Origin of the sequence: uncultured Kriegella sp., from assembly GCF_963975415.1 — a bacterium.
Taxonomy (GTDB): Bacteria; Bacteroidota; Bacteroidia; order Flavobacteriales; family Flavobacteriaceae; genus Kriegella.
In genome coordinates, this window is record NZ_CAXBGN010000002.1 from 170,677 (window position 1) to 185,735 (window position 15,059).

The window sequence follows — 15,059 nt, forward strand, 5'->3', positions numbered from 1 at the left end:
AAACACATTCCTTTATAAGTACGCACTTAGGCCAAGGTAGAAATCACAAATGTATAGTAGGGAAATTAAATTGACAGGAAACAGGTTTTAAATGGAGAAAACAATAGACGAATCTTTACAAGGCTCTGTACTCACTTTAGAGAAAAACAAAAAGAACAACCGAAAACTTTACATTGAAAGTTACGGATGCCAGATGAATTTTTCCGACAGCGAAATAGTTGCATCCATTTTAGCAAAAGAAGGTTTTAATACCACCCACAGTCTTGATGACGCCGACCTTGTTCTCGTAAATACCTGCTCTATTCGGGAAAAAGCCGAGCTTACAGTGCGAAAACGGCTCGAAAAATTCAATGCGGTAAAGAAAAATAGACCCCATCTTAAAGTAGGTGTTTTGGGCTGTATGGCAGAACGCCTGAAAAGTCAACTGCTTGAAGAAGAAAAAATTGTCGATATGGTCGTGGGACCCGATGCGTACAAAGACTTACCCAATCTGGTTCAAGAAATTGACGAAGGCAGAAATGCCGTCAATGTAATTCTCTCCAAGGAAGAAACCTATGGCGATATTGCCCCGGTACGCCTGAATTCGAATGGGGTTACCGCCTTTGTATCCATTACCAGAGGTTGCGATAACATGTGTACTTTTTGTGTCGTGCCTTTTACACGTGGGCGCGAACGTAGCCGCGACCCACAATCAATTGTCAGTGAAGTGAACGATTTATGGAACAAGGGTTTTCGTGAAATCACGTTATTAGGCCAAAATGTAGACAGCTACCTTTGGTATGGTGGGGGACTAAAAAAAGATTTTGACAAAGCTACCGATATGCAAAAAGCCACCTCGGTAACCTTCGCACAATTACTTGAGTTAGTCGCCCTTGCACAACCAAAGATGCGCATTCGCTTTTCAACTTCAAACCCACAAGACCTGACGTTGGCAGTAATTCATACCATGGCGAAGCACAAAAATATCTGCAATTACATTCACCTTCCTGTTCAGAGTGGAAGTAATCGAATTTTGAAAGAGATGAATCGGTTGCATACCCGTGAAGAATATTTTGAGCTAATCGATAATATTAAAAAGATTATTCCCGATTGCGCAGTCTCTCAAGACATGATAACCGGTTTTCCTTCCGAGACCGAAGAAGATCATAGAAACACCTTATCGCTAATGGAGTATGTCAAATACGATTATGGATTTATGTTCGCATATTCCGAAAGACCTGGAACCATGGCGGCTAGAAAACTTGAGGATGATGTCCCTGAAGAAATCAAAAAACGCAGGTTATCGGAAATAATCGCCCTGCAAAGAGAACATTGTCAAGAAAGAACCCAGCGGCATGTTGGAAAGGTTCAAGAAATACTTATTGAAGGTTCATCGAAGAAATCGGATGCCCATTGGATGGGTCGCAATTCACAGAATACGGTTGCAGTATTCCCCAAGGAAAACTACAAGGTTGGCGAATTTGTCAACGTAAAAATGCTCAATTGTACTTCGGCCACTTTGATCGGTGAAGCTGTTGGCTATTCCGAAAACAATTAAGCGTTTCAAAGTTTTATTGAATTATTTAAAATAAAGAACGTCCCTGATTACTATGAGTTAAATTAAAAGGGAACGAGAAAAATAAATGGAATCTATACAAGCTATAAAACAGCGCTTTGAAATCATCGGCAACGATGTAAAGCTTAACCGCGCCATTGAAAAGGCCATGCAGGTTGCCCCTACTGATATTTCGGTCTTGGTAACTGGCGAAAGTGGCGTGGGCAAAGAGGCCATACCCAAGATTATTCATGCACTTTCCCACCGTAAGCATGCCAAATATATTGCTGTAAACTGTGGAGCCATCCCAGAGGGCACAATAGATAGTGAACTTTTTGGTCATGAAAAAGGGGCCTTCACAGGGGCAACCCAAACCCGTAGTGGTTATTTTGAGGTCGCCGATGGTGGCACTATTTTTTTAGATGAGGTGGGTGAACTTCCCTTGACGACCCAGGTACGCCTACTTCGTGTTTTAGAGAATGGCGAATTTTTAAAAGTTGGATCTTCCCAAACACAAAAAACCAATGTACGCATTGTAGCAGCCACTAACGTAAATATGTTCGAAGCGATTAAAAAGGAAAAATTTAGGGAAGACCTGTACTATCGCTTGAGCACTGTTGAAATCAATATTCCGCCGTTACGCGAACGCCGTGATGACATTCATCTCCTATTTCGGAAATTTGCTTCCGATTTTGGACAGAAATACAAAATGCCCACACTGCGTTTAGACGATGATGCCATACAATTATTGTCAAAATACCGTTGGCCGGGGAATATTCGGCAGCTTAGAAACATTGCAGAACAGGTTTCCGTTTTAGAAGAGAGCCGATCCATTTCGGCGTACACCTTGAACAGTTATTTGCCCAATTCACACGGGTCTAACCTACCTGCGGTTATCGATCGCGAAAAGAAAGAGGGAGATTTCACCAATGAACGGGAAATACTTTACAAAGTATTGTTCGATATGAAAGGTGATCTTAACGACCTTAAAAAACTAACCTTGGAGCTACTGAAAAACAATGATTCTCAAAAAGTACAGGAAGAGAATGAGAACTTGATCCAAAAAATTTATGGTAACAACGGAGAAGAAATCGAAGAAGATCAGAATACCGACACCACTATGGAAGTGATGCGGCTTCCCGAACACGACAGAGATAGAGACAGAGAAAAAGTAGTGGCCAAAGCTCCCCAAGAGGACAAATATCATTTCGCCGAAGAAATAGAAGAAGAGGAAACCTTATCTTTACAAGATAAGGAAATAGAGCTTATTAAAAAATCGTTGGATCGCAATCGCGGAAAACGAAAAGCCGCAGCCGCGGAACTTGGTATTTCAGAGCGAACGCTCTATCGAAAAATAAAACAATATGACCTTTAAAGTCGATTTCAAATGTATATTTCGAATCTCGGTCATCTTCAAATAATACAAATCCACGTCTTTATAAATGACAAAAAGATTGAATAAATTTAAAACTTTGATTGCCTTTTGCCTCCCCCTTTTCTTACTTTGGGGCTGCGGCATCTACAATTTCACAGGCGGTAACGTTGGTACGGCCACCTCTTTTACGGTACCTACTTTTCAGAACTATGCTTCGCAAAGCCCTGGATCAACTTTCGAACCTGGCCTTGAACGAGATTTCACCTTAGCTTTACAAGACAGGATATTGAACCAGACTAATCTAGATTTGACCCCTAGTAATGGTGATTTACTTTATGAAGGTGAAATTGTCGAATATCGCATTTCACCGATGTCGGCTACCGCCCAACAGACAGCAGCCCAAAATAGGCTCACTATGGCGGTCAAAGTACGATTTTATAACAAAACAAAGGAGGATGCCGATTTTGACCAGCGATTTTCGTTTTTTTATGATTATCCCGCGGCATCGCAATTATCATCAGTCAAAGACGAAGCGTTGCAAGTTATTTTTGAACGTATTACTCAAGATATTTTTAACGCCTCACTTGCCGATTGGTAAAAACATTTTCAATAGCCCTGACAACGAGAACATATAAATTCTTAAAACATGCCACACCTCATTGCTTTAAAACTAAATCGAGGCAGCATCTAGTAGTATAAATGAAAGTACAAGATTTCACATATCTCCTGCAAAACCCGAACAAGGTAGTGTCCCCGGTTCAGACCAAACACTTGGAAGACATACTTGAGGAGTACCCATACTTTCAGGCTGCAAAAGCACTACATTTAAAAGGACTCAAAAACCTGAATAGTTTTAAATACAATAAAGCCCTAAAAATCACCGCGGCCTATACCACAGATCGAGATATTCTTTTCGATTTCATAACTTCCGATGAGTTCTTACAAAATAGTATTGCTGATACAATTTCCGGCAAAACCACTCCATTGGTCGACCAAGAAATCATTTCCGAAGAAATTGTGGCCGCCCCAAAAAGCACCACACAACCTGCTAAAAAAGCCTCGCCCCACTTATCGTTGACCACTGAAGACGCCGACCAAATTCTAGACCCAAAGCTTTTCAAGTCAAAAGATCCGGAAATAGATAAGAAATTAACCGTAGCATCGGAGACAAAGCAGCAACTACAACTAGGCCAGCCGCTGCCCTTTACAAAAAAGGAAAAATATTCTTTTGCAGAATGGCTTCAACTCACGTCACCTAAGACAATACAGCGAAACAAGGAGGAAAGCCATACAACTTCCGACAAAGAAGAAATACAATTCACACTAGAGGAAGAAATCTTAAAAAAGAAAAAATTTGAACTTATAGACAAGTTCATTGAAGACAATCCGAAAATAACACCAATTGCCAAAGAAGACAAGTATCATAAAATAGATATCAAGTCTTCAATCGAACTTGATAAAAAAGAGCTGATGACAGAGACATTGGCCAAGGTCTATTTGGAACAAAAAAAGTATAAAAAAGCCATTCAATCCTATAAAATTTTAAGTTTGAAATATCCGGAAAAAAGTGGTTTCTTTGCAGACCGTATTCGAGCGGTGGAAAAATTACAGAAAGAAAACAAATAATATAATGAGTACCTTTTCAATATTCCTAATCCTCATAATCGTTGTATGTTTCCTTTTGGTTTTGGTCATAATGGTTCAAAACCCTAAAGGCGGCGGTTTATCATCTTCGTTTGGCGGAGGTGGCAGTCAAGTAGTTGGCGGCGTAAAAAAGACAGGTGACTTTTTAGACAAAAGCACATGGACTTTGGCCATTCTTTTAGTTGTTTTGATTTTAGCTTCCAATATAGCCCTTACCGGAAATTATGGGGATGCCGATTCTAAACTATTACAGGGAGGCGACGATATTGAAACCACAGTTCCGGAAACGGTACCGGAAGCGGTTCCTCAAGAAGTTCCGGCACCGGCGAGCAATGATGCCGATCCGACCGATAGCCTATAATCTATTACAAATATCATATCAAAATGCCAGCCAAAATGACAAGCTGGCATTTTTGCATTAACATTATGTCAGTTTTCGCATCATGGCATAATTTCTGTCAATGCAATCGTGGAATTATTAAAAATCAATTTTAAAATTTAAATTAATATGGCTAAAGTTAAGATTAAACCATTGGCAGATAGGGTTCTTATAGAGCCCATGGCAGCCGAAACCAAGACGGCATCTGGCATCTATATTCCTGACACTGCAAAGGAAAAACCCCAACAAGGCAAAATTGTTGCTGTTGGACCTGGCACCAAGGACGAAAAGGTTACTGTAAAAGTAGGTGATACCGTTCTATACGGAAAGTATGCCGGTACCGAGCTTAAATTGGAAGGCACCGATTATCTTATGATGCGCGAAAGTGATGTTTTGGCAATTATTTAAACTATTTTAATTGTTTCCATAAATCTTGATAACCTTCAAGAGGAAATCCCAAAAACTTAAGATTAATTAAAAAAATTCTCGTCGACACGAGAATGAAAATGAAAATTTATTATGGCAAAAGATATAAAATTTGATATCGATGCACGCGATGGCCTTAGAAGAGGTGTCGATGCATTGGCAAACGCAGTAAAAGTCACTTTAGGACCAAAAGGAAGAAACGTTATTATAAGCAAGTCTTTTGGTGCTCCACAGGTCACCAAAGATGGTGTAACCGTTGCAAAAGAAATAGAATTGGCCGACGCACTTGAGAACATGGGCGCCCAAATGGTAAAAGAGGTTGCATCAAAAACCAATGACTTGGCCGGTGATGGTACTACTACTGCTACCGTATTGGCACAATCTATCGTTAAAGAAGGACTGAAAAACGTTGCTGCAGGTGCAAATCCAATGGATTTAAAAAGAGGTATCGATAAGGCTGTTGAAGCTATCGTCGAAAACTTGGGCAAGCAGTCAAAAAAAGTTGGGGATTCTTCCGAAAAGATAAAACAAGTAGCATCTATATCTTCAAATAACGATGAAGTTATCGGTGAACTTATTGCCGAAGCTTTTGGAAAAGTAGGTAAAGAAGGTGTAATTACTGTTGAAGAAGCTAAAGGAACCGATACTTATGTAGACGTTGTTGAAGGTATGCAGTTCGATCGCGGTTACCTTTCCCCTTATTTTGTTACCGATTCTGAAAAAATGACTGCAGATTTGGAGAACCCGTACATCTTGTTATTTGACAAGAAAATTTCTTCAATGAAAGATTTGCTTCCTGTTTTAGAGCCCGTAGCGCAATCAGGCAAACCATTATTGATTATTGCCGAAGATGTTGACGGTGAAGCCTTGGCGACATTGGTAGTGAACAAATTAAGAGGGTCTTTAAAAATAGCGGCGGTAAAAGCCCCAGGTTTTGGAGATCGAAGAAAAGCCATGTTGGAAGATATCGCTATCTTGACCAAAGGTACCGTAATCTCGGAAGAGAGAGGCTTCTCCCTTGACAATACCACTATCGACATGTTGGGTACTTGTGAAAAAGTAACTATCGATAAAGATAACACGACTATCGTTAACGGTGGAGGTGTTGCAAAAGACATCAAGACCCGTGTTAATCAAATCAAGTCGCAAATCGAAACGACTACTTCAGATTACGACAAAGAAAAACTTCAAGAACGTTTAGCTAAATTAGCTGGTGGAGTAGCAGTACTTTATGTAGGTGCCGCATCTGAAGTTGAAATGAAAGAGAAAAAAGACCGTGTTGATGATGCTTTGCATGCTACTCGTGCCGCTGTTGAAGAAGGTATCGTTGCCGGTGGTGGTGTTGCCTTGGTTAGAGCAAAAACTGTTTTATCAAAAGTAAGCGTTGAAAACGCCGATGAAGAAACAGGTTTGCAGATTGTCGCTAGAGCAATCGAATCTCCATTGCGCACCATCGTTGAAAATGCAGGTGGTGAAGGCTCTGTAGTCGTTGCCAAAATTTTGGATGGAAAAGCAGATTACGGTTATGACGCCAAATCTGAAAAATACGTTGAGATGTTCAAAGCCGGTATAATCGATCCTAAGAAAGTAACCAGAGTGGCATTAGAAAATGCAGCATCTGTTGCCGGAATGATATTAACTACCGAATGTGCTTTGACCGACATTAAGGAGGAAGCTCCTGCTGGTGGCGGCGGACACGCTCATGGCGGTGGCGGTATGCCCGGAATGATGTAATTTGAGTATAGATTACTTATAATAAAAAACCGCTATGGATAAAATTATCCATAGCGGTTTTTAAATTTTCAATGAAACCTATAAAAAAAAGGATTTCCACTTCTCTGCAATACCTTACTTTTGGTGCCAGAGTCAAGACAGCTTATAATACACCATCAAAAGCCCAGCGAAATTGAAATATTTCTTGCATAGTATCAACTCGAACTATCTATAGAATTGGCACGTCTTAAGACGAGGTAACCATCATTATTTATCGAACAGAGATAGGGGTTTGTTCATAGCTAAAAAGCATCAGCTTACAAAAAAATCCGCATCAGTTCTCATTTAGAGGCTGAACGGATTTAGTTGTAAAAAGGTAGTTTCTCAAAAAAGCACTAAACCAGCACTTTGAATATTGCCAAATTATAAGGGAACATAGTATGCTCAATGATTAGCGCCATCGTCTGTATTATCTTCGCGATACTTACAACAAGGATGAACACTCTCATAGGCCTCTTCTGTAGCCTTCAATTCTTTGGTATCATGGCCTACAGCGACTATCGCCGTTTTAATCTTCATGGCATCTGTTTTACGCTCATCCATAATTACGGATAATTGATGCGTAGGAATATCCCACAGTGCATATTTGACTCCTTTAACCCCCAATGCAGCTTTCTCTATTCGCTCTTTACACATGGCACACTTTCCGTTGACATCAAAGGTGGCTTTTTTGTTCTTCTCTTGGGCAAAAGCCACAAGTGTAAACAAAGTCATAGCTATTGATAAAATTGTTGTTTTCATTTTTTATTATTTAGTCATTAAATTTTAAATCTAAACCCTGCATAAAACATTCTACCCATTATAGGTGCATATACAATTGTCGTATCAAAATTAGGGCCAAAAGGGTCGTCACTTCCTAAAACGGGGTTGGCTTGCTGTACATCTGAAAGGTTCTCTCCACCTGCATATATTTCAAACGTATTCGAGAACACCTTTGTTATCTGGGCATTCATATGGTTATACGGTGACGAATACGCCCCCAATTGATATACCTGGGGATTAGAACTTGTGTCTGGCAACCTCTTTTCTCCTAAGCTGTGCAACGTATAGTCAAACTTCCACTGGGAACCGTTTTCCTTTGCTTTCGTTTCATAGCCAAAGTTAGCAAAAAACCGATGTTGTGCCTGTAACGGTTTCTGCAAAGTGCCACTTTTATAATCTGTAGAAACATCGTAGAATTTATAGGCGGTACGTAAATCTAATCGCGGCAAAAGTTCGTAATTCACTTCTATCTGCAAACTACTTCCCTTACTATCCCCTTCTAAATTATAAAAAGATACTTCTTGTGGATTTTCCCAATCTACAACAACCTGATTTTTAAAATCGGTAATATAATAATCGAACACGATATTCCCTTTTCGATTCAGGAGATTAAAACCCTGCAAAAAACTGACTCCATAATTCCATGCATCTTCAGGCTCTAAGCCATAGACATCTCCGTCTGAATTTAAGATTTTAATCTCTCTTGAGGATGCAAATAACTGCTGATTCTCCGCAAAAATGTTTGCGGCACGTTTTCCCCTACCAAAAGAACCGCGCAAACTGCCCTTTTCCCAAGGTGTGTACCGAATATGAAATCTCGGTGTCACAAAAGTACCTAAACGGTTATGACTATCGGCACGAAGGCCAGCGGTTAAGCTTACCTTTTCCAAGTTTTCATAGCTATACTCAAAAAATGCCCCTACCGATTTATCCTCCCGCGAATAATCTGTTGTGTTGGCCATTTCATCGTAACCATCATAGGCGAATGTAAAGCCCGTTTTGAATTTATTTCTGGTATCGCCGATAATAGAATTGAAAAGCAGATTCGTATAGATGCTTTCATGATTGATATCATAAGTTCTTAACCCGAAATACGAATCTTGTTTATGCAAACTGTACGCTGTTTGAAAACCAAAACTTTGAAAAGGAAGCTCAGGAAAAACGTATCCTAATTTTAACGACGTATCAAATCTCCGTGTATCGATTTCACTTCCCCACACCTCAGCTTCGTTCAATGTACCACGATTGCCATCCACCCTATCGGTATCAGGGTTAAAATTAGTCTGCCCAACTTGCTTTTCATCGTTTAAGAAACGAACATTAAAGAAACTTACCCATCCCCTTTCGGTATCTTGGTACTGCCAACGGTTCATAACATTAATCTGGTCGGCAATCGGAGCATCTAAAAACCCATCTTGGTTATCGTCTTCTTTTTGGGTTCTCTTATTTCCATGAATATACAAGCCTGTACTCCACTTATCCGTCAATTGTTTATTAAAATGGGTGTTCAATTCGTAACGCCCGTTTTCATTTCCATACCCATTCACAAAAATGGCGTCATCAGTAAGCGGCTTTACCAGCTCGGTATTTATCTGACCCGAAATACTCTCATAGCCATTGACCACACTACCCGCACCTTTTGTAATCTGAATACTCTCTACCCAAGTACCGGGAGTAAATGTCAAACCATAGGCCTGTGACGCACCACGGACCATGGGGATATTCTCTTGTGTAATCAACAAATAAGGACTCGTTAGTCCCAACATTTGAATTTGCTTCGTTCCCGTAAGGGCATCGGAAAAATTCACATCGATTGCCGGATTAGTTTCAAAACTTTCCGCTAGATTACAACAAGCTGCTTTTAGCAATTCCGCACTATTGACCGTAACCACATTTTGTGGACTGAAATACGCTTTCTGAATGGCATCTCGCTCTTGTTGCACCACTACCTCATCCAACTCATTGGATGCTTTCAAACTATGGTTAATAGTTTTAGGTTTGTTTATGGTCAACGTATCTGACTCAAATCCCACACAACTAACTATCAATCTATTATATTCCTTTTTAAAAGGAATAGAAAATCTTCCATCAATATCGGTAACTACTCCCGTTTGAGAATCTTGCCAATAGACATTGGCACCCGGAAGTCCTGTTGCATTGGAATTTCCAGCTTCTAAGATTACCCCGTCCACATTTTCCTGAGAAAAGACGAGCCAAGGCATTATTGTTGAAATAAGTACTATAATATATTTATTCATTCATCTTTACTTAAACTTAATCAATCAATTTTTGCCGCACGTAAACGCAATGCATTGGCGATTACAGAAACAGAACTAAAACTCATGGCCAATGCAGCTATCATTGGTGAAAGCAATAACCCAAAAAATGGGAACAAAACTCCAGCTGCAACAGGAATACCTACGGTATTGTAAATCAATGCAAGAAATAAATTCTGCCTGATGTTTTTCATCACGGCATTACTCAGTCTATTCGCTTTTACAATGCCCTGTAAATCGCCTTTGACCAGGGTAATCGAAGCGCTTTCGATAGCTACATCGGTACCCGTACCCATAGCTATGCCCACGTCACTTTTTGCCAAGGCAGGCGCGTCATTGATACCATCACCAGCTACGGCAACTTTTTTACCTTCAGCTTGCAGACGTTCGACTTCGGCCAGCTTATCTTGTGGAAGCATTCCCGCTTTAAAATCAGCCAGATTGAGTTGATCGGCAACAGCCTTTGCGGTATCCTGATTATCACCGGTTAACATAACTACGGCAATACCCGAATTTTGCAATTCTTCAATAGCTCTTTTACTTGTTTTCTTAATCTTATCACCAATAGCAACAAAACCGACAGCTTTTCCATTGACGGCCAAGTACGAAACTGTTTTTCCCTGTTTTTGATGAACGACTACGTCAGATCTCAAATTATCGGGAATGACAGATTTTGCCTCCAACATCATCTTTTCATTACCCAAAGCAACAGCCACTCCATCTATTTTTCCCGTTACTCCTTTTCCCGTAACAGAATCAAAATTTTCAACCTTTAATAGTTTTACATCCTGAGCTTTCCCATATTTTAAAGTAGCATCCGCCAATGGGTGTTCACTATATTGGTTTAAGGAAACGATATATTGCAACACGCTTTGCGAATCAAAATCAGCAAAGCCACCTACCTTTTCGACCGATGGCTTTCCTTCAGTTATGGTTCCTGTTTTATCAATAACCAGCGTATCAATTTTGTTCATTCTTTCCAAACCCTCAGCATTCTTGATCAAGACCCCCGATTGCGCTCCTTTACCTACACCGACCATAACCGACATTGGCGTTGCCAACCCCAAAGCACATGGGCAAGCGATTATGAGCACAGCTATCGCATTGACCAATGCATAGACATAGGCAGGTTCGGGGCCGAAAATGACCCAAACAACAAAGGTTATCACCGAAACAAAAACTACCGCGGGCACGAAATAACTTGAAATCTTATCGGCCAGTTTTTGAATAGGCGCTTGACTTCGACTCGCTTTGTTTACCATTTCAATGATCTGTGACAATAAGGTATCAGCTCCTACTCTTTCGGCTTTCATCACAAATGAGCGTTTGCCATTGATAGTACCTGAGCTTACGTTGTCTCCTTTTGTTTTTTGAACAGGAACGGGCTCACCTGTAATCATAGATTCATCCACCGTGCTTTCACCTTCTGAGATAACACCGTCAACGGGAATTTTATCCCCTGGTTTTACGCGCAGTAAATCTCCTTTTGAAATTTGGTCGATTGTAATGGACTCTTCATTTCCATCAATAATTCGAATTGCTTTATTGGGAGCCAACTTTAACAGTTCTTTTACTGCGGAATTGGTTTTACTATGAGCACGGGCCTCTAGCAACTGGCCAAAAAGCACCAAAGTCAGAATAACAGTAGCGGCCTCGAAATATACGTGAACCGTACCCTGACCTGTTTTAAATTGGGATGGAAAGAAATCAGGCACTAAAATGGCAAATACACTGAACAACCAAGCCACACCGGCACCTATGCCTATCAAGGTAAACATATTGAGATTCCATGTTTTCACCGAACGGTAAGCACGTTCAAAGAACATCCAAGTGGCATAAAAAACAACTGGAATAGATAATGCAAACTGAACCCAGTTCCAATGCTTTAAACCTAATACATCATAAAGCGGGTTATTAGGTATCATCTCCGACATCGCGATAATAAAAATGGGCAATGTAAAAACAACGGCAATTTTAAACTTATTCAAAAGCTTGGCGTAACTTCTTTCTTCTGCAGAAACATCGACCTTTTTTGGAACCAATTCCATACCACAGATCGGACAATCCCCCGGTTCATCACGAACAATTTCCGGATGCATGGGACAGGTATATTCTTGGGCTACATTACTCGAAGCGTTCACTTCTTCGACCAAATCCATCCCGCAAACCGGACAATCGCCAGGGGCGTCATAAGTTTTATCGCCTTCGCAATGCATTGGGCAATAGAAAGTTACGTTACCGTTTTTTTGTTTTTTCGGTTTTGCTTCCTCTTGATAATGATGAGAACCTCGCTCATGAATGGAATAATGCCCCCCAGCTGCTTTCATCGCATTTTGCAATGTTTGCAACGGTATCTCCGTATCCATTTCTAAAATAGCTTCAGCTTTTACTAAATCGACCGAGGCATTGGCCACGCCCTCAATGTTAGCCAACGTCTGCTTCACATGGGCGCTACACCCACTACAACTCATTCCGTGAATATGATATGTCTTATTCATTTGAATATTCTTTTATTACGACACAAAATTACTATGGAACTTCGGTATACATTTGATTAGTTATGGTTAAGGCTTATACAATTCGGTCTAAGGGTTTGCGCTCCCAATTTTGTAGATTCTTGTATTCAGACATTGACAACCCTGTTACCGATTTAAACTGTCTTGCAAGGTGACTGCTGCTTTTATAGCCCAAGGCATATGCAATCTCAGAAAAGTTCAAATTGTTCATTTGAATCAACTCTTTGGCCTTTTCCGTTTTTAAATTAATAACATATTTCTCTATGGAAACACCTTCCATTCTACTAAAAAGCTTGCTTAACAGGGAATAGTCACGATTTAGTTTTCCAGACAAAAAGGAGGAAACATTCTCTTCATTGCTTGGCCTTCCGGGATTAACAAAATCAATGAGCCTCGCTTTTATTCTTTCAATTAAGATTTCATTTTTATCGGCAATCAATTCAAAACCCTTGCTTTCCAGAGCATGGCGCACTTGCTCGTAATTCAATGGATTGTCGGATGATACGGTAACGGCACCTAATTGAACGTTCACAGGAGAAGCCCCGATTTCAGCAAACAATTGGGACACAATCATTTTACATCGGTCGCAGACCATATTTTTTATATGGAAAGTGGTTGTCATTTGATGATTTATAGAAAGTTGAAAACTATTGAAGTGCATCGATTTATTTAACTCGAATACACCTCGAAAAGAGTGACAAGAAGTAAACTAAAAAGGAATCAGATTAGGAAAACGTCGTCAAGCAACTGAATATTCTTAACAATCTTGGGAGGAATATATTGCGTATGTGAAATGCGCTGAGTCGTCAATGGTTCAAACAAACCAATATAAGAATGGGTAAAAGCGACCAAAAACGATTGATGTTCCAGATCAAAGTCGTTAAAAGAGGGTTTGGCGTCATTCTGACCTTCTACAGCTATTACCTCATGGTCACAGCAAGATTTCTTTTCCTTAGTAGCTTCCGGTGCAGATTCCGAGGAGGTGTCCATTCCACAATCTTGTGCATCGACAAAAAAAGCAACATCGACTAAGTGCCCCATGCAATAGTGCTTCTCCACTTTCCAAGAAGTAGTAGAAAATAACAGCACGACCGCCATTAGACATGAAAAATAACGATGTAGTTTTTCTTTCATTAGCACAAAATTATGAATAATTATTATTCTAATAGAGCACAACTGTATGTTTAACGAAAATTTGGGCACACCGTTCCCCATCTTCAATTCCTTTTCACACGTTATAACTTAGTAAAATCAGTACCGCTATGTTTTTATCACTCATTGAATACAAATCTTTCGCAAGGCATGTTAACCTTGTTATTCCGAATAACATAAAAAGACGAATAAAAACATTTTATTAATTTTTAAATTTATTATTATGAGAACAACAATTTTAGTATTAGCCTTTTTGGCTTTTAGCGCAAACACCATGTTAGGGCAAACCCGCTGTGCAGATGAAAATGGACGACCTATTGAATGCCCCCCACTATTCGAAATAAAACCTGGTATACTCCCACCTGGCCCATGTGACTCCTGTCCAACAAATTTAGACCTTCGAAAAGATTGGCTCTTTAGAAATACTTTATTCGAAAAAATAATAGGGCTGCCCTTTATGATTGCAGCTACTACAGTGAAAGTTTTTGATGGGCCCCAAGTAAAAGCAGTCAACAAAAATCTTTAAAAGATCTAAGCGCCTGCATTTTAAAAAAGTTGAAAAATGGCCTATCCGGTATTGTTATCGGGCAGGTCATTTTTGCATGTGAGAATTTCAAATCTCCCTTCTCGAACCAACCGCCAATAATATATATTTTTGATTTGAAGAGGGAATACGACAAGTGCATACAAAGCACTACTTTTGCAAAAAACAAGTATCATGTTCAAGGAACTACAATCTAAAGTCAATGCGATTTTAAGTAACGCCGACTCCTCCATTGAAAATCGTCTTCAAGCAGTATGTGAACTATTGAAGACTACCGTACCCCATTATGATTGGGTCGGATTCTACTTCAAAAACGGCGATAAGGAAGAACTGAAACTCGGCCCCTATGCCGGAAAACCCACCGACCATACGATTATCCCATTTGGCAAAGGTATCTGCGGGCAAGTAGCCATAAGTAATCAGAATTTTGTGGTACCCGATGTAAGTGCCCAAGATAATTATATTGCTTGCAGCATAACTGTTAAATCTGAAATTGTAGTCCCGCTATTCTTAAATGGTCAGAATGTAGGACAAATTGACATCGATTCAAATACACCAGACCCATTTACAGGACAAGATGAAAGGTTTTTAGAGTTTGTAAATCAAAATGTGGCGAAAATTATTCAGGGCTACCTCGAATAATTGTGTTGAACCGACAATAAACGAATTTATACAAAA

General features: G+C 39.9%; 14 protein-coding genes. 9 read left to right on the forward strand and 5 right to left on the reverse strand.

The window, feature by feature from the left end; all coding sequences use genetic code 11:
• Positions 1-91 precede the first annotated feature (91 nt).
• The 7 genes from miaB to groL all read left to right on the forward strand — a co-directional run bounded on the left by miaB (position 92) and on the right by groL (position 7,092).
• Positions 92-1,537, forward strand: coding sequence for a tRNA (N6-isopentenyl adenosine(37)-C2)-methylthiotransferase MiaB (gene miaB / locus AACZ88_RS04540; RefSeq protein WP_339706842.1), 1,446 nt, complete (start codon positions 92-94; stop codon positions 1,535-1,537).
• Positions 1,538-1,622: 85 nt separating this feature from the next.
• Positions 1,623-2,909 (forward strand): sigma-54 dependent transcriptional regulator, encoded by a 1,287-nt coding sequence (locus AACZ88_RS04545; protein ID WP_339706845.1) that lies wholly within the window; start codon positions 1,623-1,625, stop codon positions 2,907-2,909.
• A gap of 67 nt (positions 2,910-2,976) precedes the next feature.
• On the forward strand, positions 2,977-3,507 hold the full coding sequence (locus AACZ88_RS04550) for an LptE family protein (protein ID WP_339706848.1): 531 nt from the start codon (positions 2,977-2,979) through the stop codon (positions 3,505-3,507).
• Positions 3,508-3,608: 101 nt separating this feature from the next.
• Entirely contained in the window at positions 3,609-4,535 is a 927-nt protein-coding gene (locus tag AACZ88_RS04555; protein WP_339706851.1) for a hypothetical protein, read from the forward strand.
• Between the two features lie 4 nt (positions 4,536-4,539).
• Positions 4,540-4,914 (forward strand): preprotein translocase subunit SecG, encoded by a 375-nt coding sequence (gene secG / locus AACZ88_RS04560; protein ID WP_339706854.1) that lies wholly within the window; start codon positions 4,540-4,542, stop codon positions 4,912-4,914.
• A 147-nt stretch (positions 4,915-5,061) separates the two neighbouring features.
• Positions 5,062-5,340 (forward strand): co-chaperone GroES, encoded by a 279-nt coding sequence (locus AACZ88_RS04565; RefSeq protein WP_089887006.1) that lies wholly within the window; start codon positions 5,062-5,064, stop codon positions 5,338-5,340.
• 111 nt (positions 5,341-5,451) lie between these two features.
• A complete protein-coding gene (groL, locus tag AACZ88_RS04570; protein WP_339706863.1) occupies positions 5,452-7,092 on the forward strand; it encodes a chaperonin GroEL in 1,641 nt (546 codons plus the stop codon).
• A 423-nt stretch (positions 7,093-7,515) separates the two neighbouring features.
• Here groL and AACZ88_RS04575 read toward each other — a convergent pair whose 3' ends face one another.
• From AACZ88_RS04575 to AACZ88_RS04595, 5 genes are all read right to left on the reverse strand, one after another.
• On the reverse strand, positions 7,516-7,872 hold the full coding sequence (locus tag AACZ88_RS04575; protein WP_339706866.1) for a cation transporter: 357 nt from the start codon (positions 7,870-7,872) through the stop codon (positions 7,516-7,518).
• A 17-nt stretch (positions 7,873-7,889) separates the two neighbouring features.
• Positions 7,890-10,151: a TonB-dependent receptor gene (locus tag AACZ88_RS04580; protein WP_339706869.1), complete on the reverse strand. Its 2,262-nt coding sequence runs from the start codon at positions 10,149-10,151 to the stop codon at positions 7,890-7,892.
• Positions 10,152-10,171: 20 nt separating this feature from the next.
• Complete coding sequence (locus tag AACZ88_RS04585) at positions 10,172-12,667, reverse strand: heavy metal translocating P-type ATPase (RefSeq protein ID WP_339706872.1); 2,496 nt, start codon at positions 12,665-12,667, stop codon at positions 10,172-10,174.
• Between the two features lie 73 nt (positions 12,668-12,740).
• On the reverse strand, positions 12,741-13,307 hold the full coding sequence (locus AACZ88_RS04590; protein ID WP_339706875.1) for a helix-turn-helix domain-containing protein: 567 nt from the start codon (positions 13,305-13,307) through the stop codon (positions 12,741-12,743).
• A gap of 98 nt (positions 13,308-13,405) precedes the next feature.
• On the reverse strand, positions 13,406-13,819 hold the full coding sequence (locus AACZ88_RS04595) for a hypothetical protein (RefSeq protein ID WP_339706878.1): 414 nt from the start codon (positions 13,817-13,819) through the stop codon (positions 13,406-13,408).
• Between the two features lie 241 nt (positions 13,820-14,060).
• Here AACZ88_RS04595 and AACZ88_RS04600 point away from each other — a divergent pair, with 241 nt between their 5' ends.
• On the forward strand, positions 14,061-14,363 hold the full coding sequence (locus tag AACZ88_RS04600) for a hypothetical protein (protein WP_339706881.1): 303 nt from the start codon (positions 14,061-14,063) through the stop codon (positions 14,361-14,363).
• A 192-nt stretch (positions 14,364-14,555) separates the two neighbouring features.
• Positions 14,556-15,023: a GAF domain-containing protein gene (locus tag AACZ88_RS04605; RefSeq protein WP_339706884.1), complete on the forward strand. Its 468-nt coding sequence runs from the start codon at positions 14,556-14,558 to the stop codon at positions 15,021-15,023.
• The last annotated feature ends 36 nt before the right edge of the window (positions 15,024-15,059 follow it).